The sequence below is a fragment of the Pseudomonas sp. PA1(2017) genome (genome assembly GCF_001945375.1).
Classification (GTDB): Bacteria; Pseudomonadota; Gammaproteobacteria; order Pseudomonadales; family Pseudomonadaceae; genus Aquipseudomonas.
The window spans coordinates 403,103-429,080 of the sequence record NZ_MSXU01000015.1 but is presented as its reverse complement, the minus strand read 5'-3'; the positions used below and the strand labels follow the sequence as shown (position 1 = coordinate 429,080).

Sequence of the window (25,978 nt, the reverse complement as noted above, 5' to 3'; positions counted from 1 at the left end):
GCTCGCCGTTCAGGCGGGCAGCCACTGGTCGAGCAGGGCGAGCAACTCTTCACGGCGGAAGGGCTTGGCCAGGTAATCGTTCATGCCCGCGGCCAGGCAACGTTGGCGCTCGTCCGACAGGGCATTGGCGGTCAGTGCGATGATCGGCAGCTGCTGCCAGGTCGGGTTTTCCCGAATGCGGCGGCTGGCCTCGTAGCCATCCATGACCGGCATGTTGCAGTCCATCAGCACCAGCGCGAACGCTTCTTCCTGCAGCCTGTCCAGGGCCTGCTGGCCATTGTTGGCCAGCACCACGTCGAGCCCCTGTTTGGCCAGCATGCCCTTGGCGACCAACTGGTTGACCGGATTGTCCTCGACCAGCAGCACGCGCGCCGCTTTGCGGTCGGTGGCGATTGGCATGGCAGCACCGGCGAGGTCGTCGGATGCACGCAGCAGCGCGTGATTCAGTGCCTGCAGCAGGTGCTGTCGGGTCAGCGGCCTGGCGACCTGTTCCAGCGGCGCGAGTGCCGCGGCCTGTTCGCTATCGAGGAAGCTGCCGTAGGCGGTGACCAGGATGATCGGCGTCGCCGTTTGCTCGCGCAGCTTTTTCATGCAAGTGGGGCAATCGCTGATCAATACGTCGGCGTCGAGCGCCTCGACACCCCCAGCGCTGTCGAGGCGGCGGTAGCTCAGGCCCCAGTTGCCGATCAGCAGCGGTAGCAGCTCGGCCAGGCCGGTTTCGGCGCCACAGATCGCCAGCACGCGTCCGCTCAGCTGCGGCGCAGGCGGCGCAGCGTCCAGGCTGGGCAGCGGCAAAATGGCGCTGAAGCGGCTGCCGCTACCCGGCGTGGACCGCAGCTCCAGCGTGCCGTCCATCGCCTCGCAGAGACGGCGCGTGAGCGCCAGGCCGAGCCCGGTGCCGCCGAACTGCCGGGTTATGTTGGCGCCGGCCTGGGTGAACGGTTGGAAGATGCGCGCCTGGGCATCCTCGGCGATGCCGATGCCGGTGTCGCAGACCTCGATACGGATGCATTCGCCCTCGGCGCCGATACGAATGTCGACGCGGCCTTCGCGGGTGAATTTCAAGGCGTTGGACAACAGGTTGCTAACGATCTGCCGCACCCGCGTTGGGTCGCCGAGTACCTGGGCCGGTAGCTGTGGATCGATCAGGCAGGTCAGCTCCACACCAGCCTGGGCGTTTTGCGACAGCAGGCTGGCGGTGCCTTCCACCAGCGCGCCGAGGTCGAAGGCGATACGCTCCAGCTCCAGCTGGCCGGCCTCGAATTTCGACAGGTCGAGAATGTCGTTGAGCAGGTCGACCAGCACCTTGCCGGAGTCGTGGGCGATGGACAGCTGCTGGCGCTGTTCGCTGTTCAACGGCCCTTCGAGCGACAGGGCGAGCATGCCCAGCAGACCGTTGAGCGGTGTGCGGATCTCGTGGCTCATGTTGGCCAGGAAGATCGAGCGCGCCTGGGCCATGGCCAGGGCGTCACGGCGGGCCTGCTCCAGCTCGTCGTTGGAGCGGCTGAGGCGGTTGTTGGCGGCTTTCAGCTCGACGGTCCTGGCCGAGACGATGGCCTCCAGTTCGCCCAGGTAGTCGGTAAGGCGGTCTTCGGCGGTGCGTCGTTGCTCGATCTCGGTGGCGATGCTGGCGAACTGGCGGTTGGCGACCTTGACCAGCACGCCGATCTCGTCGCGCTCATGACCGGGCGGACAGGGCAGCGGCGTGCGGTCGGGGGTGCGCAGGTCACGGCCGGCCAGCGCCTGAATCACCTGGGTGAGCGGCTTGGTGAGCATGAAGTAAAAGAGCACCAGCAGGATCACCGACAGCAGCAGGCTGCGGGTGAAACCATTGACCATGGTCAGCACCGAACGCTTGAGAAAGTTGCTGCCGAACGCGTAGGTGTCGATGTCGAGTTGCAGCATGCCGAGTTGTTCGTCTGGCGCGTGATCGACCGACAGTCGGGTCTCAAAATGGCGACTGCTGCCGAACAGGAAGTCGCTGAACAGCCGGTAACGGCTCTGCATGGATGGCTGAGCGGCGCTGGCCAGTACCTCGCCATTGCTGTCGACGATGCGCGCGCCGATCACCGCGGGGGAGCGGCGCAGGCCGACGACCAGCTCCTGGGCGAGTTCGGCATCGATGTTGTAGGCAATCCGCGCGGCAGGGTTGTGGCTGATCTCCATCAGCGCACGAATCTCGCGGTTGATGGCCGCGTCTTCGCTGGCATAATCGACGCCGATCTGCACCAGGCTGAGCAATGCGCCCAGAATGAACGCGACGAGAACGGTGAGGCCGGCCTGCTTGAATGACAGTCGCTGTCTGAGTGGTATTTCCATATTGGGGCGCTGTCTCGTTCCGATCGCTGCCCAAGCATAGTCGATCTGGCCTGTTTTTCGGCACACCTGCCTCACAGACTGAATACTCGAGGAGCTGCTACGTGGATTCCCGTATTACCGATTTTCTGGCTCGCGCCGAAAGCGTGCTGACCCGCATCGAGCCGCTGTTGCCGGCTGTTCGCGAACCGCTGGAATGGACCGATACCCTGGCCGCGCGCTGGCAGCGTGAAGGCCGTTCGGGCTACCTGCAGGCGCTCAAGGTGAGCCTGGACATGACTCTCAGCGACCTGATCGGCGTCGATACCCAGCGCGAGCAACTGGCGCGTAATACCCGGCAGTTCGTGCAGGGTATGCCGGCCAACCACGCGCTGTTGTGGGGCGCGCGCGGCACCGGCAAGTCGTCGCTGGTTCGCGCGCTGCTGGCCGAGCATGCCGGAGCCGGACTGCGCTTGATCGAGATCGAGCGTGATCACCTGGCCGATTTGCCGCGGGTGGTCGAGCAACTGATGAAGTTGCCACAGCGCTTCATTCTGTTCTGCGACGACCTGTCGTTCGAGGCGGGCGAGGGCGATTACCGGGTACTCAAGAGCGTGCTCGACGGCTCGCTGGAGCGTTCCCCGGAAAACGTACTGCTGTACGCCACGTCCAACCGTCGGCACCTGGTGCCGGAACGCGAGAGCGACAACGCCAACACCAAGATGGTCGACGGCGAGCTGCACCCGAACGAGGCCGTCGAGGACAAGATCGCATTGTCGGACCGCTTCGGCCTGTGGCTTTCCTTCTATCCCTTCACCCAGCAGCATTACCTCGACGTGGTACGCCACTGGATCGAGGTTCAGGCCGAGCAGGCCGGCCTGCAATGGCAGTGGAGCGAGGAGTTGGAAATACTCGCCGTGCGCTGGGCCACCGGGCGCGGCAATCGTAATGGCCGTTGTGCCTATCAGTTCGCCCGCCAGTGGGTCGGGCTGCAGCTACTGGAGACATCGCAATGATCGACTTGAGTCAAACCGGTTCCGGCCTGGACGGCTACGCCCTGCTGACCGCCCAGCTGGAGGCCTTGCTGTCCGGCGAGCGGGATTTCATCGCCAACGCGGCGCAGTTCAGTGCTTTCGTCTATCACGAGCTGGAGGGCCTCAATTGGGCCGGTTTCTATCTGGTAAAGGACGATGAGCTGGTGCTCGGCCCGTTCCAGGGCAAGGTGGCTTGCGTGCGCATCGCCTTCGGGCGCGGCGTGTGTGGCGCTGCGGCGGCATCGCGGCAAACCCAGCGGGTCGAGGATGTGCACGCCTTCCCTGGCCATATCGCCTGCGACAGCGCGTCCAACAGCGAGCTGGTGGTGCCGTTGCTCAAGGACGGCCGGCTGATCGGTGTGCTGGATCTGGATAGCCCGCGAACGGGGCGTTTCACCGAGGCGGATCAGCGTGGTATCGAAGGGCTGGCCGCCGTGCTGCTGCGCGCCAGTGATTGCTAGAAGAGCAGTGAGGCCTGAGAGGCGCAGGCCTCTCAGTCGTATAGCGCCTTCTTCTTCCAGTCGCCGTCGTCTTCCATCGACTTCAGCCCCTCGTCCAGCTCGCTGTTCGCATCGCCGCTAGGCGCCTGGGAGCTGACCAGCATTGCATTGACGCGTTCCAGCTGCTTCTGGAACTGCGCCAGGGTCGCCTGGTAGCGGGCGGCATCGGCCTGCTTCTGCAGAAATTGTACGCCACGCTCCAGGGCCAGCCGGGCGTGCCCGTTCTGTTGCTGCTGCAGCGCCTGTTTGGCCTGGTTGCCGTACAGGTCCACATACAGCTGCACCAGCATATGACGAATTTCCTTGGCCCACTTCTTGGCTTCGTCGACAGGTAGCTGGCCGGTCTGCGCAAGCTTGCCGACCTGGCCGTGGAGCGCTTCCAGCTGGGCGCGAACCTGGGTGGCCTTGGCGTCATCGGTCACGTGATAGGGCGCGTTGCGCACTGGAATGTCCGGGCCCATGGCGATCAGCTTGCGCAGCTCCTCGACCATGGTCGCGTAGGCGCTGTCCTGTTTGTCGACTTCCAGGATGCGCTCGGCGAACTGTAGTTGCAGGCTGCACAACAGCAGCTTGAGCTCGGGCGTCATGAACTGGCCGGCGAACTGTTCGTTGAGGTCGGCGATGCGCCGGTAGCGCTCGGCCAGGTCGGCTTTCAGGCGCGCCTTCTTGCGCTTGTTGTTTTCGGCCAGTTGATTCAGATAGGCCAGCAGCACCAACAGCGTGATACCGCCGATTATCGCCATGGTGATCACGAGCGAGGACATCGTCTAAACCTCTTCAAAGCCTTGGGGCAGGGCGCAGCGGCCCGCAAGGTGGCGCTGCCTGTCGCTATCAGTCATCTTACTCGCGTTCTGCCATCATTGCGCGGTCTGCGCGTTTCGCTTGTCGCATTAAAGCAGGCATGTTCGGCAGGCACTCTGCCGATGGTCTTGGAATCAGATTGAAGTCGTTGATTTTAAAAATTTTTATATGAGCTGTTGACGAGTGTTGAAAGGCTCCATAGAATGCGCGCCACTTCCACGGTAATGCTGAAAAGCACAGCGGGGAAGCCGGAAATTCCGGGCAATGTCCCCTTCGTCTAGTGGCCTAGGACACCGCCCTTTCACGGCGGTAACAGGGGTTCGAGTCCCCTAGGGGACGCCACTTCCAGAAGAAGTGGAGCAGCAAAGATTGCGGGAATAGCTCAGTTGGTAGAGCACGACCTTGCCAAGGTCGGGGTCGCGAGTTCGAGTCTCGTTTCCCGCTCCAGATTTCAGGTTCAGCGTGGCAGCTGAATCGTTGTAAGAAGTTCCAGGTCCCCTTCGTCTAGTGGCCTAGGACACCGCCCTTTCACGGCGGTAACAGGGGTTCGAGTCCCCTAGGGGACGCCAATTTGTTGTAAATGCGGGAATAGCTCAGTTGGTAGAGCACGACCTTGCCAAGGTCGGGGTCGCGAGTTCGAGTCTCGTTTCCCGCTCCATATAAACGAAAACGCCGCTCAATCGAGCGGCGTTTTCGTATCTGCGTTTTGGCGCAGAACAAAGCCCGTCAGCATCACTATTGCTGGCGGGCTTTTTCGTCAGTGGCGGCTGGTCGGTGCCGGCATGGCCAGCAGTTGCTTTTCCTGGTTCCAGTCGAACGGCTCGTCGTTCTCTTCGGCGTAGAAGCGGCGCTCGTCGAGCTGCTGGTACAGGTCGATCTCATCGTCCGGCATGAAGTGCAGGCAATCGCCGCCGAAGAACCACAGCAGGTCGCGCGGTACCAGGTGGGCGATCTGCGGGTAACGCTGGAAGATCTGGCTGATCAGTTCCTGGCCCAGGTACAGGCTGCGCTCCATGTCCACGGGCAGTTCGGCGAGCAACTCGTCGTAGCGCTCGAGAAAGTTGGCATGGCTGGCATCGAGGATCTGCTCGGCTTCACCCAGGGCAACGAGGATGGTGCGCAGGTGGTTGAGCAGGACGATGTGATGGTCGAGATGGGGATTGGCCATGTCCGGGTGATCCTGAAAGTAAAACGGGCGCCGGAGTATAAGGTCCATGGCGCCCGCTGTCGTCTCTGCCTTGCGATTACCTCACCTTGCCTTCGCTGGGCAGCAGATCCTCCTTGCTGAAGTCGTCGACGTCGATCACCACGCGGCGGGCCTGCTCGGCGCGCTGCAACTGTTGGCCTTCCTCGGCGCTGAGCACGCCGGCGGCGACTGCCGTTTCAATCTCGTTGTGCCCGGGCGCTTCACGCACTTGCCCAGCCTTGACGGCCTTGTGCAGTTTCTTCTGCAGTGGCGCAGCCTCCTGCAGCAGGTTGAAGGCGTGTTGCAGAGCACCGACCGGATCCTCGGGCGAGGTGGGGCGGAAGCAGCCTTCGAGCACGGCCTCGAGCGCCGGATTGCCAGCATTCTGGCCGATGATCGCGGCGACTTGCGCGTCGAGCTGATCGTCCGGGCCCTGGTGGCGGCGGCCGAAGGGGAATACCAGCACGCGCAAAGCGCTGCCCAGCAGGCGGTTGGGGAAGTTGCCGAGCAGCTCGTCGATGGCGGTTTCGGCCTTGCCCAGGCTCTCTTCCAGTGCCCAGTGCAGCAGTGGGCGTACGTGCTCCGGATAGTCCTGGTCGTGATAACGCTTGAGCGCCGCGGAGGCCAGATACAGATGGCTGAGTACGTCGCCCAGGCGGGCCGACAGGCGCTCGCGGCGCTTCAGTTCACCGCCCAGCAACATCATGCTGAGGTCGGCGAGCATGGCGAAGGCGGCGCTCAGGCGATTGAGGGCGCGGAAGTAAGGGCGGCTGATGCGGTCGCCCGGTACCTTGCCGAGCAGGCCCAGGCTGAGGCTCAGGATCAGCGTGCTGGCGGCGTTGCTGACGGCGAAGCCGATGTGTTGCATCAGCAGATCGTCGAATTCCAGCAATGCCTGGTCGCGGTCCTCGCGGCCGGCCAGGGCCATTTCCTTGAGCACGTAGGGATGGCAGCGGATAGCGCCTTGGCCGAAGATCATCAGGTTGCGCGAGAGGATGTTGGCGCCCTCGACGGTGATGAAGATCGGCGCGCCTTGCCAGGAGCGGCCCAGGTAGTTGCTCGGGCCCATGATGATGCCCTTGCCGCCGTGCACGTCCATGGCGTGGGTGATGCATTCACGCCCGCGCTCGGTCAGGTGATACTTGAGGATCGCCGACAGTACCGAGGGTTTCTCGCCCAGGTCGACCGCGTTGGCGGTGAGGATGCGTGCGCTGTCCATCAGCCAGGCGTTGCCACCGATACGTGCCAGAGCTTCCTGAATACCTTCGAAGGCCGACAGTGGCACGTTGAACTGCTCACGTACCTGGCTGTACTGGCCGGTGACCAGGCTGGTGTACTTGGCGGCACCGGTTCCGACTGCCGGCAGCGAGATCGAGCGGCCGACCGACAGGCAGTTCATCAGCATCATCCAGCCCTTGCCGAGGTAGTCCGGCCCGCCGATCAGGTAGTCCAGCGGGATGAACACGTCCTTGCCGCTATTGGGGCCGTTCATGAAGGCGGCGCCAAGCGGCAGGTGACGGCGGCCGATATCTACGCCGGGGGTATCGGTGGGAATCAGCGCCAGGCTGATACCGAGCTCTTCCTTGTCGCCGAGCAGGTGATCAGGGTCATAGGCCTTGAAGGCCACGCCGAGCAGCGTCGCTACCGGGCCCAGGGTGATGTAGCGCTTTTCCCAGTTCAGGCGCAGGCCGACGACTTCCTCGCCATTCCACTGGCCTTTGCAGATCACTCCGCTGTCGGGCATGGCGCCGGCATCGGAACCGGCCAGTGGGCCGGTCAGGGCGAAGCAGGGGATGTCGTCGCCGCGGGCCAGGCGCGGCAGGTAATGGTTGCGCTGTTCTTCGGTGCCGTAATGCAGCAGCAGCTCGGCCGGGCCGAGGGAGTTGGGCACCATCACGGTGGAGGCCAGGTCGCCGCTGCGGGTCGCCAGCTTCATCGCCACTTGCGAGTGGGCGTAGGCCGAGAATCCCTTGCCGCCGTATTCCTTGGGAATGATCAGGGCGAAGAAGCCATGCTGCTTGATGTGTTCCCAGGCTTCTGCCGGCAGATCCATGCGCTGGCCGATTTCCCATTCGCTGACCATGGCGCATAGCTCTTCGGTAGGGCCATCGATGAATGCCTGTTCTTCGGCGGTTAGCGTGGCTTTCGGGTAGGCCAACAGCTTGTCCCAATCCGGGCGACCGCTGAACAGCTCGCCGTCCCACCAGACGGTGCCGGCTTCGATGGCATCCTTCTCGGTATTGGACATCGGCGGCAGCACTTTCTGGAACCAGGCGAACAGCGGCTTGGTGAAGTGCTTGCGGCGCAACTCCGGTAGCGCCAGCGGGATGGCGACCGCTAGCCACAGCAGCCAGAAGATCACCAGCAGCCAGCCTGGTGCGTGGCTGTAGGCACCCATGATCAACAGATAGGCGGCAACGATTGCCAGGGCGGGCAGGGGAGCCGTGCGGCGGTGGGCCAAATAGGCCGTACCGATGACCAGAACGAGCAACCAGACAGCGAGCATGCAGAATCCTCCGTGATGGCGACAGCAGAACGGCGTGTGCCGCCATAATCGTAGTCGGCCCGTGCAAAAGCTGCCGACAGGGGCGTAACAGAGCACGTCCTGAAGGATCGTGACCCGTCGCGTTCCCGATAGTGACCCCGCTGTAGGCTGGCGAGTTCGTATAACAAATTGCATCCACGGATGACCTGTTGGTCAGCCCGTGAATCACGCTGGTCGTCTGCTCCATGAACGAGGTCGATAGCCAACATCACCGTGGCCGGCTTCCTTCTTGGCGACACAGTGGTAGGGTTGTCAGCCTCTCCGTTGGCAGGACTCTGATAAGGACGGTTGGTGATGCTGAAAATTTGGGGCCGCAAGAATTCCAGCAACGTACGCAAGGCGCTGTGGTGCGCTGAAGAAGCGGGCGTCGCTTACGAGCGAGTCGAGGCCGGTGGCGCCTTTGGCGTGGTCGATCAACCCGAGTACCTGGCGCGCAATCCCAACGGCCGCGTGCCGATGATCGAAGACGACGGCCTGGTGCTGTGGGAATCCAACGCCATCGTGCGTTACCTCGCCGCGGCCTATGCGCCGGGCTCCCTTTATCCTGAGGATCCTGTCAGCCGCGCCGGTGGCGACAAGTGGATGGACTGGACGACCTCCAGCTTCGCCGGTGAGTTTCGCGATCTGTTCTGGGGCACCTTGCGTACTCCGGTCGAGCGGCGCAACGAGGCCGTGATCGAAGCGGCCCGGCAGCGCTGTATCGAGGTGTTGGCGCTGCCCGAAAAGGCGCTGGGCGAGCAGCCTTACCTGTCCGGTGAGCGCTTCGCCATGGGCGACATTCCTCTGGGCAGTTTCATCTATGCCTGGTTCGAAATGCCCATCGAGCGGCCAGCGCAGCCCAACCTGCAGGCCTGGTACGCGCGACTGCGCGAGCGCCCGGCCTACCAGCGTGCAGTGATGACCGAGCTGACCTGAGGGCGCCTCTAAAAACCACCGGCGTCGTCACCGCCTATGTTTTAGCGATGCCCATGGGCGGGCAATTGCGTTGCAATGTTTGCGCTTTACCCCCATCTAAACCCTGTCTTTTTCATGCGTGCGTATCCTTTATGAGTACTGCTCTGTCGATCCGACAGCTGACCAAAACCTATGGCAACGGCTTCACCGCCTTGCACGGTCTCGATCTCGACGTCGCCGAGGGTGACTTCTTCGCCTTGCTGGGGCCCAACGGTGCCGGCAAGTCCACTACCATCGGCATTCTTTCCACTCTGGTGAACAAGTCCAGCGGCACGGTCAACGTGTTCGGCCATGACCTCGATGCCCAGCCCGCTGCGCTCAAGCGCTGCCTCGGCGTGGTGCCTCAGGAGTTCAACTTCAACCAGTTCGAGAAGGTCTTCGATATCGTCGTGACCCAGGCGGGTTACTACGGTATTCCCGCGCGCCTGGCCAAAGAGCGCGCCGAGCAGTACCTCACCCAGCTTGGGTTGTGGGAAAAGCGCGGCGTGGCGTCACGGGAGCTCTCCGGTGGCATGAAGCGCCGGCTGATGATCGCCCGCGCGCTGGTGCATGAGCCGCGCCTGCTGATCCTCGACGAGCCGACCGCGGGCGTCGACATCGAGCTGCGCCGTTCTATGTGGAGCTTTCTCACCGACCTCAACAAGCAGGGCATCACCATCATCCTCACCACCCATTATCTGGAAGAGGCCGAGCAGCTGTGCCGCAACATCGGCATCATCGACCATGGGCGGATCGTAGAAAACACCAGCATGAAGGCGCTGCTGGGCAAGCTGCACGTCGAGACCTTCCTGCTCGATCTCAAGCACGACCTGGCAGCCGTGCCAGCTCTTGCCGGCTACCCCGCCAAGCTGGTCGACCGCCACACCCTCGAGGTGCAGGTCGACAAGAGCCAGGGCGTCACCGATCTGTTCCGCCAGTTGGCGGCGCATGACATCGAGGTGCTGAGCCTGCGTAACAAGAGCAACCGCCTGGAGGAGCTGTTCGTGTCCCTGGTCGAGAAGAACCTGTCGAAGGTGGCCGTATGATGCACGAGCAGTCCGAGTTCAGCGCCAACCTGGTGGCCTTGCGCACCATCGTCTATCGCGAAGTGCGCCGCTTCATGCGCATCTGGCCGCAGACCCTGCTGCCGCCGGCGATCACCATGGTTCTGTACTTCGTGATCTTCGGCAACCTGATCGGCCGACAGATCGGCGACATGGATGGCTTCACCTACATGGAGTACATCGTGCCGGGTTTGATCATGATGTCGGTGATCACCAACGCCTACGGCAACGTGGTGTCGAGCTTCTTCGGCAGCAAGTTCCAGCGCTCGGTCGAGGAGCTGATGGTGTCGCCAGTCTCACCGCACACCATCCTCATCGGCTACGTCACCGGTGGCGTGCTGCGCGGCCTGGCGGTCGGCATCATCGTCACGCTTCTATCGCTGTTCTTCACCCATTTGCAGGTGCATCACCTCGGGTTAACGGTGCTGGTGGTATTGCTGACGGCGACCATCTTTTCCCTGGGCGGCTTCGTCAACGCGGTGTTCGCACGCAACTTCGACGACATCTCGATCATCCCGACCTTCGTGCTGACGCCGCTGACCTACCTGGGTGGGGTGTTCTATTCGATCAGCCTGCTGCCGCCATTCTGGCAGACGGTATCGATGGCCAACCCGGTGCTGCACATGGTCAACGCCTTCCGTTACGGCATCCTTGGTGTGTCGGATATCAGCATCGGCACCGCCATCGGCTTCATGCTGGTCGCCACGGCGGTGCTCTATGTGCTGTGCGTGCGCCTGCTGGTCAGCGGGCGCGGGATGCGTCAGTAAGCGGTTTGTCGCGGCAGGCTGCGGGCGAGCCCTACAGCCAGCCGTAATGGCGGAAGCTGGCGTAGAGCCCGGCACAACCTGCGCCGATCACGCCGAGTACGGCGAAATAGCCGTACTGCCAGGTCAGCTCCGGCATGTTGTGAAAGTTCATGCCGTAGATACCGGCCACGGCGGTAGGGAAGGCCAGGATCGCTGCCCAGGCGGCGAATTTACGCTGCACCACGCTTTGCCGGGACGACTCGAGCAGCAGGCCGATCTCGATGGCATGATCGGCCATCTCGCGCAGGTTGGTCAGGTCTTCGAGCAGGCGATTGACGTGAATCGCTACGTCGCGAAAGTACGGTCGCATGTTCTTGTCGATGAAGGGGAAGTCCAGGTGCTGCAGCTCCTGGCAGATCTCCGCGAGGGGCCCGATGTTGCGGCGCAGGCGTAGCAGGTCGCGGCGCAGTTGTTGGATGCGCACCACCTCGCTGTGGGTCATGGCGCATTCGAGTACCGTCTGTTCGAGCTGCTCCAACTCGCTGTAATAGGCGTCCATCAGCGGCCGGTAATTTTCGATGATGAAGCTGATCAGTGCGTAGAGCACGAAGTCTTCGCCGTGCTCGAGCAGCAGCGGCCTGGCTTCGCAGCGCTGGCGCACCTTGGAGTAAGGCGCCGAATCGCCGTAGCGGGCGCTGATCACGTAGCCCTTGCCGGCGAACAGCTGGGTTTCCACGAAGGTCAGCTCGCCGCCGACCTGCACGGGCGAATAGAGCACCAGAAACAGCGCGTCGCCGAAAATCTCCAGCTTGGGGCGGGTGTGGCGTTGCAGGGCATCCTCCAGGGCCAGTTCGTGCAGGTTGAACTGGCGCTGCAGGTTGCCGAGTTCCTGGCTGCCGGGATCGTGCAGGCCGATCCACACGAAGTGCTCGGGCTTGCCGGCCCATTCCCGACCCTCGTCAAGATGAATATCGCTGACCTTGCGGCCCTTGCTGTAAACCGCTGCTGCGACCACTTCGCCCATGGTGTGCCCCACGCCAGATTGGTGCTGGCAGCTTACCTGCTTATCTCGCCGCGCTCAGCAGCCGCGTGAGCGGTTTTTTCACGGCTGGCTTACAGCGAATGCTGCTTGTCCAGCTCGATCGCCTTATCGAGGGTTTCCAGTAGCGCTGCGCGCACCTTGAGCTTGGTCTTGCGGTGCGCGTTCATGTTGATCTTCTTGAACTGCGCCGCCACGGCCTGGGCGGTCGCCAGCAGTTGCTCGACCGGCACCACCTTGTCGAGGAAGCCGGCATCGACGGCGCCTTGCGGGTCGAACATCTCGCCGTTGATCACCGAGCGATGGAAGGCGGACTTGCGCAGACGATCTCGGGCCAGTTCGATGCCGACGTGGTGCATGGTCATGCCGATCTGCACTTCGTTGAGGCCGATGGTAAAGGCGCCTTCGACGCCGATGCGGTAGTCACTGGAAAGCAGCAGAAAGGCGCCCTTGGCCACTGCATGGCCGGGGCAGGCGGCGATGATCGGGTACGGATGGGCGAGCATGCGCCTGGCCAGCGTCGAGCCGGCGGCGACCAGGTCGATGGCATTCTGCGGGCCGGAGGTCATCACCTTGAGGTCATAGCCACCGGAGAGAATACCCGGCTGCCCGGTAAGGATGACGATGGCCTTGTCCTGGGTGGCCCGGTCAAGGGCCGCATTGAAGGCCTCGATCACCGCCGGCGAGATGGCATTGACCTTGCCGTTGTTGAGAGTCAGCGTGGCGATGCCGTCATCGAGTTGGTAGCTGATCAGGTCGCTCATGGTCGACTCCTTGTTGTGAAATGTGCGGCTGACGTTACCCATCCGCCGTGATCCGGTAAAGCACGAAGGGTGACCGTAGAGTCAGGGTGGCGGCAGGCAAACAGGCTGTCGCTCGATCGCGCCGATGATGGAGTGGACGGATCACCACTGCCCATATTTGCAGGCTGCTTTGCCCGGCGCCTGACGCTGCTGGGTGCCTTGCTCCGTCAACGGAGCAGGCTGGCTATTGTTCCCGATGGCTTAAGCGCATGAATCTTTTGAAAAAAGTTTTGCGTTTGGGCAAACCTTCGATTACATTAGCGCGCCTCGACAGACAGCGCGTCTGGCGAGATCCGGTGAAGTGTCCGAGCGGTTGAAGGAGCACGCCTGGAAAGTGTGTATACGAGAAATCGTATCAAGGGTTCGAATCCCTTCTTCACCGCCACTTTCGAACAAAACCAAAAACCCCGAAAGCCGAAAGGTTCTCGGGGTTTTTGGCGTTTGGCGTCCTTTCCTCGCATGTATCTTCACTCAGCCGAGCGTTGGGCGCTCGCGCGTGAGGGCCGGGTAACGGCAACAGCATTCTTTTCTCGATGCGCCTCTCTCGGCGTCATCGCTTCGAGGTTTTTATGTCGCAATTGCTTGGCATGGCGCTGGGGCCCTTGCTCGGTTTGTTCATCATCAGTATCGGTAACGGCTTCATATCATCGCTGACCACGCTGCGCCTGGACGCGGCCGGGGTGTCGGCGACGGTGATCGGTATCGTGTCGGCGTCCTATTTCATCGGCCTGACCCTGGGGGCGTTGTTCAATGACCGGCTGATCCTGCGCATCGGCCATATCCGCGCCTACAGCAGTTTCGCTTCGCTGACGGCGGTGAGCGTGTTGTTGCAGGGGCTGTTCTTCGACCCTTGGGCCTGGTTCGTCTTCCGGCTGATCGCCGGCTGGTCGATTCTCGGGGTGTTTCTCGTCGTCGAAAGCTGGATGCTCCTGGCGGGCGACCAGAAGGTGCGTGGTCGCCTGCTGGCGTTGTACATGATGGCGCTGTACGGCTCCGGCATGCTTGGCCAACTGCAGCTCGGCGCCATCGATGCCTGGGGCGAGACCGCGCCGTTCATGGTGGCGGGGCTCCTGGCGTCGTTGTCGGTGCTGCCCATGGGCATCATTCCGCGGGTCACGCCGCTGGTGGAAAAGGTCGAACCGCTGCTGCCCCATCAGTTGATCCGCATGACCCCGACCGGGGTGATTGGCTGCTTCGGCTCCGGTATCGCCATTGCGGCGGTCTATTCGCTGCTGCCGCTGTACCTGCAGCGCGTCGGCATGAGCGTCAGCGAGGTCGGGCAGATGATGGCCAGCGTGATTCTCGGCGCCATGCTGCTGCAATACCCGGTGGGGCGCTGGTCCGACCAGCATGATCGGCAGAGCGTGCTGATCGTGCTGAGCCTGTTCTGCCTGCTGATTTCGCTGGCGATCATGATTCTGCCGTCATCGCCGCTGCTGCTCATGGTGTTGCTGTTCCTGCTGGGGGGCGGGGTGTTCGCCGTCTATCCGGTGGCGGTCAGCCATGCCGCTGACCGGGCGCCGGCTGGCGCGCTGGTGCGCATGGTGCAGGGGCTGCTGCTGATCAATTCCCTGGGCTCGGCGATCAGCCCGCTGATGATTTCGCCGCTGATGGAGCACGACGGCGACGCCGGTTTGTTCCTGGCCTTCAGCCTGCTCAACGGTTGCCTGGTGCTGTTGTTTTTCTGGCGTCGCAAGCTGCGCCCGGCGCCGCAGCCTGTGGCACCATTCGAGCCGGCGACGCCCGCCTCGATGGTGGGTGCGGAGCTGCGGGTGACCGAGGACCTGGTCCAGGGCGCGCTCGAGCACGAGCGTATGGAGGACCTTTCCGACGTAGTGCCCGGTGTCGAGGTCGCCGAGCCGGTGGTCGATATGACGATGGACGCCCGGGAGCGCGAAGGTGGGCTTCAAGCCTGAAGGTGAAAAGCATCGAATGAGGGGCGTGCGGCCATGAAATGGGACATTTTTTGCCGCGTCGTCGATAACTACGGCGATATCGGCGTGACCTGGCGTCTGGCTCGGCAACTGGTGGCCGAGCAGGGCGCTGAAGTGCGTCTGTGGGTCGATGATCTGGCGGCGCTGGCGCGTATCTGCCCGCAGGCCGATGCTGATTCCGATTGCCAGCTACTGAGCGGGGTCGAGGTGCGCCATTGGCCGCAGACCTGTCAGGCTGTCGAGCCAGCGGATGTGGTGATCGAAGCCTTCGCATGCGATCTGCCAGACGACTACGTGGCGGCGATGGCCGCGCGCACGAGGCCCGTGCTCTGGCTGAATCTGGAATACCTGAGTGCCGAGAGCTGGGTCGAGGGTTGCCACGGCCTGCCGTCGATGCAGGGCAGCGGCCTGCAGAAGTTCTTCTTCTTTCCAGGCTTTACCGCCGGCACGGGCGGGCTGCTGCGCGAGAGCGGGCTGCTCGCTGCGCGCGACAGGCTGCAGAGAAGCGCCGAGGCGCGCGCGCGGTTTCTCGCTTCGCTAGGCGTCAGCCCTGGCGCCAGTGCCCGCTTGGTTTCCCTGTTTGCCTATGAAAACGCTGCGTTAGAGAGCTGGCTGGATGCCTTGGCGGGCGCTGATATCCCGACCCATCTGCTGGTGCCGGAGGGGCGGATTCTTGGCGACTTGCAGCATTGGGCAGGCTCGCCGCTCGAGCCCGGTCAGATCATACGGCGCGGCGCCTTGAGCGTGCAGCTGCTGCCCTTCATGCAGCAGGAGCAGTACGACGCGTTGCTCTGGTGCTGCGACCTCAACCTGGTGCGCGGCGAGGATTCCTTCGTGCGTGCGCAATGGGCGGGCCGGCCGCTGGTCTGGCACATCTACCCGCAGCAGGACGGTGCGCACCTTGAAAAGCTCGACGCTTTCATGGCCCTTTACTGCCAAGGGTTTTCAGGCGAGGCCCAGGCGGCTTTGCGCGCGGTGTGGCAGGCCTGGAACGCGGGAGAGGACATGGCGCCGGGCTGGGAAGCCTGGCTGCAATGCGCCGATGAACTGGCCGCCCACGCACGGGCGTGGGCCAGGCGCCAGGCGGTACGTGCAGATCTTGCCGCAGCGCTGGTGCAGTTTTACCGAAATTGGCTATGATACGCGGCCTCGAATTTTGTAAATCCATTCAGATCCGGATATTCGTATGAAAACCGCACAAGAAATGAAGCCTAACAGCGTGGCCCTGATTGATGGCCAGCCATGGCTGATCCAGAAGGCCGAGTTCACCAAGTCCGGTCGTAACAGCGCCATCGTCAAGATGAAGCTGAAGAACCTGATCAACGGCTCCAAGACCGAAACCGTCTACAAAGCCGACGACAAGATGGAGCCGGTCATCCTTGAGCGCAAGGAAGTGAACCTGTCCTACATCAGTGGCGACGACTACGTGTTCATGGATCCGGAGTACAACTCTTACGAGCTGCGCGCCGAAGACCTGGAAAGCGTTCTGCCGTTCATCGAAGAAGGCATGAACGACGTCTGCGAAGCCGTGTTCTTCGAAGGCAAGGTAATCTCCGTCGACCTGCCGACCACCATCGTGCGTCAGCTGGCCTACACCGAAGGTTCCGCTCGTGGCGACACTTCCGGCAAGGTGATGAAGCCTGCCAAGCTGAACAACGGTACCGAAGTGAAGGTTGCCGACTTCTGCGAAATCGGCGACTGGATCGAGATCGATACCCGTACCGGCGAGTACAAGTCCCGCGCCAAAGCGCCGGCCTGATTCAGCTCTGCGCTGTACTGAAAAACCCGGCCTGGCGCCGGGTTTTTTATGCGCTGCGATCAGCGCTTCGTGGGGAAGGCGATCGAGCGATCAGTCGTCACGACCATCCATCATGGTGCGCTTGAGCATCACATAGACCGCCCCCGTGCCCCCGTGCTTGGCCACGCAGGAGGCAAAACCCAGCACCTGCGGATGCTGGCGCAGCCAGGTGTTCACGTGGCTCTTGATCATCGGCTTGCGGCCATCGGTGCGTACCGCCTTGCCGTGGGTCACCCGCACGCAGCGGATTTCCAGCTTGGTGGCTTCGGCGAGAAACTCCCAAAGGGTGTCGCGGGCCTTCTCGACGCTCATGCCGTGCAGATCGAGGCTACCGTCGAAGGGAATCTGGCCGAGTTTGAGCTTGCGCATCTGGCCGTCCTGCACGCCGTTGCCCGCCCAGAAGAGCGCGTCTTCGGCGCCGACGTCGATGACGAACTGATCGGACAGGCCATCGACCTTGATGGTGTCGGTACGTTGCGTGGCTGCCTGGCGCAAGGTGGCCAGGCGCGCACGATCGCTCTTGGGCTTACCGGTGTCGGCGCGATCGTGCTTGATCGGCTTCACGCCTTGCAGCTGGGCTTTGAACAGGGAAAGGTCGTCGTCTTGCATGGGGCCTCCGCACGGGCGCCCAGTTTACCAAGCGGCGCAGGGCGGGTCAGTCGCGTTTCTTCATCAGCTGCGGAGACATCGCCAGGTCGGCCTTGCGCTGACGCATGCGGCGACGTGATTTGCGCCAGCCCACCACGCCGCCCCAGAACAGCAACAGCCCGAGCACCAGCAGCACGCTGGCGTCGGTGGTCGAATCGTTGAGGTTGCCCAGGGCCGGCGGGCGGCCCAGCATGGTCGAGGCGCCCGCCATCATGAGCAGAATGCCGAGTACCGCGATGAGCGCCGTCAGGTAAGCGGCGAAGCGCAACCGCAAGCTGCCCGGGCGCCTGGGGCGTAGTTGGCTGGCCTTGAAACCGTCTGTTTGCTTCATGCGCTAATTCCTTGAAGGATCTTCTCGCTATGACTGGCAGTGTAGTAGCGGGTTCAAAACAACGCGGCGCAGGGCGTTTTACAGCAGAGCGTTGGCGTCCGGCACCCAGGCAGCGAAGTTGTCGGCCAGGGCGATCATTTCCACGCGATGCATGTCGGCGGCGCTGATCACCTTGCCGTCGGGGGTCGGCAGGTCGCGGGTGGCGCAGGCGGCGTCCACCACTGTGCAGCGGTAGCCGTAATCCTTGGTGGCGCGGATGGTGGTGCTGATGCTCGAGTGGGTCATGAAGCCGCAGACGATCAGATCCAGGTGGCCGAGGGATTGCAGCTTCTCGTGCAGCTCGGTGCCGGAAAAGGCGTTCGGCATGCGCTTCTCGACGACGATCTCAGCGGGCAGCGGCGCCACTTCAGGCAGGTGATCGCCACGTGGGCCGCGCGGGTCGAGCAGGCCCCCGGGAATGCCCAAGTGCTTGATGTGCACGATGGCGCCGCCCTGGGCGCGCACGGCGTCCAGCAGCTTAGCGATCTCCACCAGCGCAGCATCGAGGCCGGGCAGTTGCACCACGCCGCTGCGATATTCTTCCTGTGCATCGATGACCAGCAGGGTCGCATTGCTCAGGTTGGCGGGGGCGTGGCCGCGGCCGGTGAGCTGATAGAACGTTTGCGGGTGGGACGACATGTACGACTCCTTGCTGGCGCGGTTAACGGTGCATATTGTCCGCCTCTACGACGCTGCTGTGAACCTCTCTGTTGGTTGTATTGCTGCCCACGAGCGCAGCGGTGCCAGCAGAATCGTTTCAGCTTGCCAGGGTGCGGAGGCGCGCGAAGGGCTGGCAATCCTCTGTCGGGCGCTGGAATGCCTGGGCCGGCCTGCTAAACTAACGCCTTTTGCCCGGAGCCATTCTGTGACCGATGCCCGCCCAGCCCTGAATACCCGCCTGCGCACGCTGCGTGACTACATTCGTTGGGCGGTGAGCCGTTTTCAGGCCGAAGAGCTGTTCTTCGGGCACGGCACCGACAATGCCTGGGACGAAGCCCGGCAGTTGGTGCTCGGCGCGCTGCACCTGCCTTGGGAAATCGCCGACGGCTATCTCGATTGTCGCCTGGAAGACGACGAGCACCTGCATCTGCAAACCTTGCTCAAGCGCCGTATCGAAGATCGGGTGCCCACTGCCTACCTGTTGGGCGAAGCCTGGTTCTGCGGTTTGCCGTTCATCGTCGACGAGCGCGTTCTGGTGCCACGCTCACCGATCGGCGAGTTGATCGAGCAGCGTTTCAGTCCCTGGCTGGCCGGCGAGCCCGCGCGGATCCTCGACCTGTGCACGGGCTCGGGCTGCATCGGCATCGCCTGCGCCTACGAGTTCCTCGACGCCGAAGTGGTGCTCGGCGATCTGTCCTTCGAAGCGCTGGAAGTGGCCAATCGAAATATCGAGCGTCACGGGCTCGACGAGCGCGTCTATACCGTGCAAGGCGATGGTTTCGCCGGCCTGCCGGGTCAGCGCTTCGACCTGATCGTCTCCAACCCGCCTTATGTGGACGCCGAGGATTTCGCCGACATGCCGGCCGAGTATCAGCACGAGCCGCAAATGGGCCTGGCCTGTGGCGACGATGGGCTGGATCTGGTGCGACGGATGCTCGCCGAAGCGGCCGATCATCTCACCGAGAAAGGCTTGCTGATCGTCGAGGTGGGCAACAGCCAGGTGCACGTCGAAGCGCTGTATCCGGAGGTGGATTTCGCCTGGCTGGATTTCGCCCGCGGCGGCCACGGCGTGTTCATGCTCTCGGCCGAACAGTGCCGCGAGCACCAGGCGCTGTTTCGCGAGCGCTGCTGAGGCGAATCTTCTTGATCGGCCAGCTCGAAACAAAAGTCGCCTGACCGGCCGCTACGTGGCGGGAGCGGCCGTTATCCGATCCATTGTGGGAGCCGCGACCTCGCGGCGAATCGCTCAGGCACCGCCGAAATAGGCAGTCAGGCTGCAATCGTTTCGCCCCGAGGTCGGGGCTCCCACAGGTTGGTTTGAGAGTCTGCTCCTGCCTTGTAGCGGTCGAACAGCCAAGCGACAGGCTGCAGACGGTCGATATCCGCGAGTCCGCGATCAGGCCTCCCGCCCGCCACGGCGCAGCAGATAACTGTCCATGATCCAGCCGTTGGCTTCACGCGCTGCCGCGCGGGTCGTGGCGATCTGCTCGGCCACCTCCGCCAGCTTGCCGGCGATCAGGATCTCGTCCGGCGTACCGACGTAGGCGCCCCAGTAGATGTGCAGGTCTTCGTCGATCACCTGGCGATAGCTGTCCTGGGCGTCGAGCATCACCACCACGCTGTCCACGCCCGCTGGCCAGCCTTCACGCAGGCGGCGGCCAGTGGTGATCTGCACGGCACGGCCGATCTGGTTGAGGGGAATGCGGTGACGCGCGGTGAGGGCTTGCACGCTGGTGATGCCGGGGATCACCTCGTAGGCGAGGGACCGGCCGCCAGCGATCACGCCATCGAGGATACGCATGGTGCTGTCGTACAGCGACGGGTCGCCCCAGACCAGAAAGGCGCCGGTTTCGCCCTCTTGCAGCTGGCCGAGCAACTGCTCGAACACCGCCTGCTTGTCGCGATTGAGGCTGTCGATGCTGGCGTCGTAGTTCGCCACGTCACGCTCGCGCTCCGGGTTGGTGGCTTCCAGAACGCGGTACTGGCGGCCCGGCGCGATATAGCGATCGAGGATAAGGCGGCGCAGGGCGATCAGCTTGTCCTTGGCTTCGCCCTTGTCGAGGATGAAGAACACGTCGGCGCGGTTAAGGGCCTTGATCGCCTGGGTGGTGAGGTAATCGGGGTCACCGGCGCCGATACCGATGATCAGGATGTCGTTCATGCTGCGCGTCTCGTACTTGCGATGGCGCGCAGCATATCAGTTCGTCATCACGACAGACCGTAGCCTGCTGCCGAGCGAAGCGATGCGCAGGGGCGGTATCTCGGCAGGCTGCACACTTCTGGCTGCAGATCCTTGCCCTGGGTATCGCTTCGCTCGACGCCAGGCTACTGGTGGTTAGCCAGCCGCCAGGCGCAGGACATTTTCCGCCTCATGCTCCGGCTCGGCGACGCCGGCCAGGAACTCGTCACCCCAGCGGCGGATGTCGTTGTAGCTGACGATATCGAACAGCTCGCGCAGCCGAGCCCGGGCTTCGGCCTTGGGCATGTTCAGCGCCAGGTAGCAGGTTTGCGCCAGGTCGGCGGTGTCGTGAGGGTTGGTCAGCAGGGCGCCCTTGAGTTCGGCGGCGGCACCGGCGAATTCCGATAGCGCCAGCACGCCCTGGCCGTCGGTCAGCCCCTGGGTGGCGATGAATTCCTTGGCCACCAAGTTGAGGCCGTCGCGCAGCGGGGTGATCCACATCACGTCGGCCATGGCGTACCAGGCCACCACCTCGTCGAACGGGAAACTGCGGAAGAAGAACTGCACGGGCGTCCAGCCGACCCGTGCGAAGCGGCCGTTGATGCGCCCCACCGCCTGTTCGATCTGCGATTGCAGTTCGTCGTAGATGGTCATCTCGCGCGCTGCCGGTACGCAGATGCTGACCAGGGTGATTTTCTTGTGCAGCTCCGGGTTGTCGGCCAGCAGGCGCTCGTAGGCCTGCAGTTTCTCCAGGATGCCTTTGGTGTAATCCAGGCGCTCGACCGACAGGATCAGCTTGATGCCGCTCAGCTCATCGCGCAGGTTGGCCATCTGCTCGCGGGTCTTGTCCTGGGCCAGGGCGTTGCGTACCCGGTCGATATCCAGGCCGACCGGATGGGCGCCGAGCTTGACCACCCGGCTGCCGGTGTCCACCGCGGTGGTCATTCGCTCCAAGCCAACGGCGCAGCCGTAGGTGACGAAGCGCGGCGCGCAGTTCTGCCGGCTGACGGTCTGCAGCGGCGTGACGCCACGGGCCACGTCGACGAAGTTCTCCACCTGGCGCGGGATATGAAAGCCGATGTAATCGCACTGCAGCAGGCTGCCGATGATCTGCCGGCGCCACGGCAGCACGTTGAACACGTCCGCCGAAGGGAAGTAGGTGTGGTGAAAGAAGGCGATGCGCAGGTCCGGGCGCAGCTCGCGCAGGTAGCCCGGCACCATCCACAGGTTGTAGTCGTGCAGCCACACCACGGCGCCTTCCGCGGCTTCCTTGGCGGTGCGCTCGGCGAAGGCGCGGTTGACCTTGAGAAACACCTGCCAGTCATCCTCGTCAAAGCGCGCGCGCTCCCAGAAGGTGTGCAGCGTCGGCCAGAAGGCTTCCTTGGAGAAGCGCTTGTAGAAGATGTCGACTTCCCGCTTGCTCAGCGCCACCCGGGCAGCGGTGAGTTTCGGGTAGCGCTCGGCATCCACGGTGGTGTGGGTTTCGAACGGCTCGTCGCCGCCTTCGTCGACGGCCCAGGCGACCCAGGAACCCGGGCGCGAGTCGCCGAAGAAACTCATCAGGGTCGGGATGATGCCGTTGGGCGAAGTGGGGCGTCGGCGCTGCACCTTGCCGTCCGCGCCGCGATGTTCCTCGTAGGGCAGGCGGTGATAGACCATCACCAGCTCGGCGCGACCCGGCTTGGTGGCGGTGCGTTTTTCCGCGGCGATGCCGTGCTCGCCAAGAAAGCCGAAATGCACGAAGGCCTGCAGAATGCCGCCGCAGCCGGGGCGGTCCGCATGCAGGATCCACGACTGATGCTCGGTGGCCTTGATCAGGTTGGGCTCGGATTCGCCCACGCAAACGCCCTTGTAGGTGCCGTCGAGCATGTTCAGGTCATTCAGGGTGTCGCCGCAGGCCAGCACCTCGCCGTCATCGAGCCCCAACCAGCCGACCAGCGCCTTGAGGCTGGTGCCCTTGTTGACGCCCTTGGGCAGAAAGTCGAGGTAGCGATCCGCGGAATACAGCAGATCGCAACCTAGCGTTTCTGCGACCTGAGCCAAGGTCGGATCGGCGGCCTGCTCGGGCGTGCAGAAGTACGAGCAGCGGCGCGCCTGAGGCACGTCCTGGCGTTCCAGGCCGAAGCCTTCCAGTGCCTGGGCGACCTGGCTTTCGCCGGGCCAGCGGGCGTCGACCCGGCCCTGCAGCTGCTGGATCGGTTGCAGGCTGTCGCCATGCACGAAGGTGGCGCCGACGTCGGCGATGATGAAGTCCGGTTGCGGCAGGGTGGGGTCGGCGAGCAGCGGCAGGACCGCTTCGAGGCTGCGCCCGGTGACGTAGGCCAGCTGGATTTCCGGGTGGGCGGCGATGGTTTGGTAGAGGCTCAGGCGGTCCTCGGGATCACCGGCCAGAAAGGTTCCATCGAGATCGGTAGCAAGTAGCATGGGCTGTCTCCCTGTCAAAGCGCCGGCATCGACCGGCGAGCAAAACGGGCACCTTGTTGGCGCCTCTGTTATGTAGGCGTGCGTGTGCCTACGACGAAGTGGTGACGGGCTCCCGCTCGTCACCGGTGTGATCGTTGTCCGAATCGACGTCATCCGCAGACGGCGGGGCATCGGGCATCAGCTCCAGCACGGTGTGGCTGGTGCGCAGCATCGGCACGAAGTGCGCCTGTTCACCGGCGACCAGGTCGCTGACGTGACGCAGGCGATAGAAGGTGTAGGCCGCCAGCAAGCCCAGGGTGGCGGCGAAGTACAGCGGCAATGCCGCCGCGCCGCTGTATTGCATGAGCAGGCCGGCGAGCAGCGGGCCGCATACCGAGCCGATGCCGTTGACCATCAGCAGGCTGCTGGAGCCGGAAAGGATTTCGTCGCTGTGCAACTGGTCGATCAGCTGCGCCACGGCGATGGGGTAAATGGCGAACGACAGCCCGCCGAACAGGAACATCAATCCCAGCAACGGGCGGCCAGCGGGCAGCAAGCTCATCACCAGGGCGACGATGACCGCCGTGCTGACCACCCAGAACAGCACCCAGCGCCGGTCGTGGGTATCGGAAAAGCGCCCGATCGGCCATTGCAGCAGCGCGCCACCGAGAATGGTCGCGCTCATCATCAGGCCGACCCCGGCGGCGTCGAAGCCGTTGAGGCTGGCATACACCGGCGCCATGCCCCAGAACGCACCCAGTGCCAGGCCGGAAAGGCCGGCCGCGGCAATCGACAGCGGCGCGATGCCGACGATGGCACCCAGGTTGGTGTGCAGGGTATCGGGCACGTTGGGCTGCGCCTGGCGGGTCAGGGTGATGGGCATAAGCGCTGCGCTGATCAGCATCGCCGCCAGGGCGAACAGCAGGAAGTCAGCCGGGTCGGCCAGGTTCAGCAGTTGCTGGGCGGCCGCCAGGGCGCCTAGGTTGACCGCCATGTACACGGCGAACATCTGCCCGCGCTTGTCGTTGGGAACCTGGGCGTTGAGCCAGCTCTCGATGACCATGTACAGGCTGACCAACGCCAGGCCGTAGAGCACCCGCAAACCGAGCCACACCCAGGGGTCGACGATCAGCACATGGAGCAGGGCGGTGATGGCGGCCAGGGCGGCGCAGAAGGAGAAGGCACGGATATGCCCAACGCGACGCACCAGCGGAATCGCCAGCCAGGTGCCGAGCAGGAAACCGACGAAGTACCCGGACATGATCAGGCCGAGCATTCCGGTGGAGTAGCCTTCGGCGACGCCACGCAGAGTCAGTAGGGTGTTGAGCAGACCGTTGCCGAGGAGGAGTAACGCGACCCCACCCAGCAACGAGCTGATAGGGGCAATCAAGGACCACATGGCGAACAACCCTAGGGAACTATGCCGGTGATGGCAAGCAGGAAGCGCGCCAGTGATCTCTGAGGTTGTTTTATATCTATATGATATTTAAGGTGTATTTTTTCCGACGAACGGTCTTTCGGTTTTTCGGAGCAGTGAAAGGCACCAGCTCGGTGCGTACGCGAGCGAATTTTTCCCGTTTACGGGGCATCTCACTTGCGCCCTTCGGCCACCCTCGCCAGCTCGTCGGTGCGTGCCGCCATGACGAAATCGTTGCGGTGCAGGCCCTTGATCGAATGGCTCCACCAAGTGACGGTGACCTTGCCCCATTCGGTGAGTAGGGACGGGTGGTGGTTCTCGCTCTCGGCGATTTCGCCCACCGCATTGGTGAAGGCCAGCGCATGCTTGAAGGTGCGAAAGGCATAGGCGCGCTCGAGCTGCATCACGCCGTCGCGAACCTCGATGTTCCAGTCCGGGATTTCCTTGATCAGCTGTGCCAGTTCGGCCTCGCTGACTTTGGGCGCATCGGCGCTGCAGGCTTCGCAAGTGGCTTTGGACAGTGCGGTCATGGGGTTTCCTCGAGTTCACAGGTGGTAGATGAGCATCTGGCGGCGGCGCCTCGCCCGGGCTTGGCTGGCGCAGAAGTGCCGCCGCGCAGCAGATCGTGAGCAGGTTGTCAGGCCGCCTTGGGCGGAAATTTCGGTGCATGCAGACCGAGCACCATGGCCTCGTGCACCAGGCTCATGATGTCCTGTTGCGCCAGGGCGAACAGCCGTTGCAGATCCGGCAGCACGAAGTACAGCGGCTGCAGGATGTCGATGCGATAGGGCGTGCGCATCGCCTCCAAGGGGTCGAACGGCTGGTGCTCCGGCTCGCCGGATAGACAATACACCGCTTCTCTGGGCGAGGAGAGAATGCCGCCGCCGTAGATGCGTCGGCCGGCCGGGGTATCGACCAGACCGAACTCGATGGTCATCCAGTACAGGCGTGCCAGGAATACCCGTTCCTGCGGGCTGGCGGCCAGCCCCAGGCGCCCGTAGGTATGGGTGAATTCGGCGAACCAGGGATTGGTCAGCAGCGGGCAGTGGCCGAAGATCTCGTGAAAGATATCCGGCTCCTGCAGGTAGTCCAGATCCTCCACCGTGCGGATGAAGGTGGCCACCGGAAACTGCTTGTTGGCGAGCAGTTCGAAGAAGCGCTGAAAGGGAATCAGCGCCGGCACCTGGGCGACCTGCCAGCCGGTGGCGGCCTGCAGCACGCGGTTGATGTCCGGCAGTTGGGGAATCCGGTCACGGGGCAGGGCGAGCTTGTCGATGCCGTCAAGATACTCCTGGCAGGCGCGGGGCTCGATCACCTTGAGTTGGCGTTCGATGAGGGTCTGCCAGGTGCGATGCTCGACCTCGCTGTAGTCAATGAAGCCGTTCGCGTCAGGCTGCCTGGCAACGTACTGGCTGGCTTTCATCTTGGTGATCTCCCTGCACATCCGTTCTGGTCGTGGCTGGCCTGAGCATGCCCCACGCACGCTTGCCTTGCGCGGCTGCGCGCGACCGGCGCGAGCGGGTGGATGGCGGTTTTCGTAAAGAAAGCATTACGTCACGCGGGAAAGCCTGTTCCTGGCTTGGCAGCTTCCTCTAGACTGGCAAGAAACCTTGACGAAAATAA

Annotated in this window: 23 protein-coding genes and 5 tRNA genes; 14 read left to right on the top strand and 14 right to left on the bottom strand. The window is 63.4% G+C overall.

Features of this window, described 5'->3' with window-relative positions; genetic code table 11:
- Nucleotides 1–9: 9 nt before the first annotated feature.
- Nucleotides 10–2,319 (bottom strand): response regulator, encoded by a 2,310-nt coding sequence (locus BVH01_RS22570; RefSeq protein ID WP_075932460.1) that lies wholly within the window; start codon nucleotides 2,317–2,319, stop codon nucleotides 10–12.
- Nucleotides 2,320–2,420: 101 nt separating this feature from the next.
- Between BVH01_RS22570 and BVH01_RS22565 the strand changes: the two genes are divergently transcribed.
- Together BVH01_RS22565 and BVH01_RS22560 are read left to right on the top strand one after the other, a co-directional pair.
- Nucleotides 2,421–3,311: an ATP-binding protein gene (locus BVH01_RS22565; RefSeq protein WP_075932459.1), complete on the top strand. Its 891-nt coding sequence runs from the start codon at nucleotides 2,421–2,423 to the stop codon at nucleotides 3,309–3,311.
- Entirely contained in the window at nucleotides 3,308–3,790 is a 483-nt protein-coding gene (locus tag BVH01_RS22560) for a GAF domain-containing protein (protein WP_075932458.1), read from the top strand. The genes BVH01_RS22565 and BVH01_RS22560 overlap by 4 nt, the downstream gene beginning before the upstream one ends.
- A 32-nt stretch (nucleotides 3,791–3,822) precedes the next feature.
- Here BVH01_RS22560 and BVH01_RS22555 read toward each other — a convergent pair whose 3' ends face one another.
- Complete coding sequence (locus BVH01_RS22555; protein WP_075932457.1) at nucleotides 3,823–4,593, bottom strand: hypothetical protein; 771 nt, start codon at nucleotides 4,591–4,593, stop codon at nucleotides 3,823–3,825.
- 303 nt (nucleotides 4,594–4,896) lie between these two features.
- Between BVH01_RS22555 and BVH01_RS22550 the strand changes: the two genes are divergently transcribed.
- The 4 genes from BVH01_RS22550 to BVH01_RS22535 all read left to right on the top strand — a co-directional run bounded on the left by BVH01_RS22550 (nucleotide 4,897) and on the right by BVH01_RS22535 (nucleotide 5,288).
- A tRNA-Glu gene (locus BVH01_RS22550) sits at nucleotides 4,897–4,972 on the top strand.
- 29 nt (nucleotides 4,973–5,001) lie between these two features.
- Nucleotides 5,002–5,077, top strand: a tRNA-Gly gene (locus BVH01_RS22545).
- A gap of 46 nt (nucleotides 5,078–5,123) precedes the next feature.
- A tRNA-Glu gene (locus BVH01_RS22540) sits at nucleotides 5,124–5,199 on the top strand.
- 13 nt (nucleotides 5,200–5,212) lie between these two features.
- Nucleotides 5,213–5,288, top strand: a tRNA-Gly gene (locus BVH01_RS22535).
- A gap of 99 nt (nucleotides 5,289–5,387) precedes the next feature.
- On the opposite strand, the gene BVH01_RS22530 is transcribed toward BVH01_RS22535, so the two are convergent.
- Both BVH01_RS22530 and BVH01_RS22525 read right to left on the bottom strand, forming a co-directional pair.
- The gene (locus BVH01_RS22530) at nucleotides 5,388–5,798 is read right to left on the bottom strand and encodes a PA2817 family protein (RefSeq protein ID WP_075932456.1); all 411 of its coding nucleotides are present in this window, start codon (nucleotides 5,796–5,798) and stop codon (nucleotides 5,388–5,390) included.
- Between the two features lie 76 nt (nucleotides 5,799–5,874).
- The gene (locus BVH01_RS22525) at nucleotides 5,875–8,322 is read right to left on the bottom strand and encodes an acyl-CoA dehydrogenase (protein ID WP_075932455.1); all 2,448 of its coding nucleotides are present in this window, start codon (nucleotides 8,320–8,322) and stop codon (nucleotides 5,875–5,877) included.
- A 333-nt stretch (nucleotides 8,323–8,655) separates the two neighbouring features.
- Here BVH01_RS22525 and BVH01_RS22520 point away from each other — a divergent pair, with 333 nt between their 5' ends.
- From BVH01_RS22520 to BVH01_RS22510, 3 genes are all read left to right on the top strand, one after another.
- Nucleotides 8,656–9,276, top strand: a complete 621-nt coding sequence (locus BVH01_RS22520; protein WP_075932454.1) for a glutathione S-transferase family protein — start codon at nucleotides 8,656–8,658, stop codon at nucleotides 9,274–9,276.
- 131 nt (nucleotides 9,277–9,407) lie between these two features.
- Entirely contained in the window at nucleotides 9,408–10,340 is a 933-nt protein-coding gene (locus BVH01_RS22515; RefSeq protein WP_075932453.1) for an ABC transporter ATP-binding protein, read from the top strand.
- The gene (locus BVH01_RS22510; protein ID WP_139315692.1) at nucleotides 10,340–11,125 is read left to right on the top strand and encodes an ABC transporter permease; all 786 of its coding nucleotides are present in this window, start codon (nucleotides 10,340–10,342) and stop codon (nucleotides 11,123–11,125) included. The genes BVH01_RS22515 and BVH01_RS22510 overlap by 1 nt, the downstream gene beginning before the upstream one ends.
- Before the next feature lie 31 nt (nucleotides 11,126–11,156).
- Here BVH01_RS22510 and BVH01_RS22505 read toward each other — a convergent pair whose 3' ends face one another.
- Nucleotides 11,157–12,128, bottom strand: coding sequence for a magnesium and cobalt transport protein CorA (locus BVH01_RS22505; RefSeq protein WP_075932451.1), 972 nt, complete (start codon nucleotides 12,126–12,128; stop codon nucleotides 11,157–11,159).
- A gap of 89 nt (nucleotides 12,129–12,217) precedes the next feature.
- Nucleotides 12,218–12,907 carry a crotonase/enoyl-CoA hydratase family protein gene (locus tag BVH01_RS22500; protein ID WP_075932450.1) on the bottom strand — a complete coding sequence of 230 codons (690 nt, stop codon included), beginning with the start codon at nucleotides 12,905–12,907 and terminating at the stop codon, nucleotides 12,218–12,220.
- Nucleotides 12,908–13,241: 334 nt separating this feature from the next.
- Here BVH01_RS22500 and BVH01_RS22495 point away from each other — a divergent pair.
- The 4 genes from BVH01_RS22495 (at nucleotide 13,242) to efp (ending at nucleotide 16,639) form a co-directional block, all read left to right on the top strand.
- A tRNA-Ser gene (locus BVH01_RS22495) sits at nucleotides 13,242–13,331 on the top strand.
- 184 nt (nucleotides 13,332–13,515) lie between these two features.
- Nucleotides 13,516–14,862: an MFS transporter gene (locus BVH01_RS22490; protein WP_075932449.1), complete on the top strand. Its 1,347-nt coding sequence runs from the start codon at nucleotides 13,516–13,518 to the stop codon at nucleotides 14,860–14,862.
- Between the two features lie 33 nt (nucleotides 14,863–14,895).
- Entirely contained in the window at nucleotides 14,896–16,020 is a 1,125-nt protein-coding gene (earP, locus tag BVH01_RS22485; RefSeq protein ID WP_075932448.1) for an elongation factor P maturation arginine rhamnosyltransferase EarP, read from the top strand.
- 46 nt (nucleotides 16,021–16,066) lie between these two features.
- Nucleotides 16,067–16,639 (top strand): elongation factor P, encoded by a 573-nt coding sequence (gene efp, locus BVH01_RS22480; RefSeq protein ID WP_013791768.1) that lies wholly within the window; start codon nucleotides 16,067–16,069, stop codon nucleotides 16,637–16,639.
- A 90-nt stretch (nucleotides 16,640–16,729) separates the two neighbouring features.
- Here efp and BVH01_RS22475 read toward each other — a convergent pair whose 3' ends face one another.
- The 3 genes from BVH01_RS22475 to BVH01_RS22465 form a co-directional block, all read right to left on the bottom strand.
- Nucleotides 16,730–17,287, bottom strand: coding sequence for a Smr/MutS family protein (locus tag BVH01_RS22475; protein ID WP_075932447.1), 558 nt, complete (start codon nucleotides 17,285–17,287; stop codon nucleotides 16,730–16,732).
- Between the two features lie 46 nt (nucleotides 17,288–17,333).
- A complete protein-coding gene (locus tag BVH01_RS22470; protein WP_075932446.1) occupies nucleotides 17,334–17,657 on the bottom strand; it encodes a hypothetical protein in 324 nt (107 codons plus the stop codon).
- A 78-nt stretch (nucleotides 17,658–17,735) separates the two neighbouring features.
- Nucleotides 17,736–18,335, bottom strand: coding sequence for a cysteine hydrolase family protein (locus tag BVH01_RS22465; RefSeq protein WP_075932445.1), 600 nt, complete (start codon nucleotides 18,333–18,335; stop codon nucleotides 17,736–17,738).
- Between the two features lie 247 nt (nucleotides 18,336–18,582).
- Here BVH01_RS22465 and prmB point away from each other — a divergent pair, with 247 nt between their 5' ends.
- Complete coding sequence (gene prmB, locus BVH01_RS22460) at nucleotides 18,583–19,488, top strand: 50S ribosomal protein L3 N(5)-glutamine methyltransferase (RefSeq protein WP_075932626.1); 906 nt, start codon at nucleotides 18,583–18,585, stop codon at nucleotides 19,486–19,488.
- A gap of 264 nt (nucleotides 19,489–19,752) precedes the next feature.
- Here prmB and cobF read toward each other — a convergent pair whose 3' ends face one another.
- From cobF to phhA, 5 genes are all read right to left on the bottom strand, one after another.
- Nucleotides 19,753–20,517 (bottom strand): precorrin-6A synthase (deacetylating), encoded by a 765-nt coding sequence (cobF, locus tag BVH01_RS22455; protein WP_075932444.1) that lies wholly within the window; start codon nucleotides 20,515–20,517, stop codon nucleotides 19,753–19,755.
- 174 nt (nucleotides 20,518–20,691) lie between these two features.
- The gene (gene ggpS, locus BVH01_RS22450; protein WP_075932443.1) at nucleotides 20,692–22,959 is read right to left on the bottom strand and encodes a glucosylglycerol-phosphate synthase; all 2,268 of its coding nucleotides are present in this window, start codon (nucleotides 22,957–22,959) and stop codon (nucleotides 20,692–20,694) included.
- An 88-nt stretch (nucleotides 22,960–23,047) separates the two neighbouring features.
- Nucleotides 23,048–24,337 carry an MFS transporter gene (locus BVH01_RS22445; protein ID WP_075932442.1) on the bottom strand — a complete coding sequence of 430 codons (1,290 nt, stop codon included), beginning with the start codon at nucleotides 24,335–24,337 and terminating at the stop codon, nucleotides 23,048–23,050.
- Between the two features lie 191 nt (nucleotides 24,338–24,528).
- Nucleotides 24,529–24,885: a 4a-hydroxytetrahydrobiopterin dehydratase gene (locus BVH01_RS22440; RefSeq protein ID WP_075932441.1), complete on the bottom strand. Its 357-nt coding sequence runs from the start codon at nucleotides 24,883–24,885 to the stop codon at nucleotides 24,529–24,531.
- Between the two features lie 107 nt (nucleotides 24,886–24,992).
- Nucleotides 24,993–25,799 (bottom strand): phenylalanine 4-monooxygenase, encoded by an 807-nt coding sequence (gene phhA, locus BVH01_RS22435; protein ID WP_256562822.1) that lies wholly within the window; start codon nucleotides 25,797–25,799, stop codon nucleotides 24,993–24,995.
- Nucleotides 25,800–25,978 lie beyond the last annotated feature (179 nt).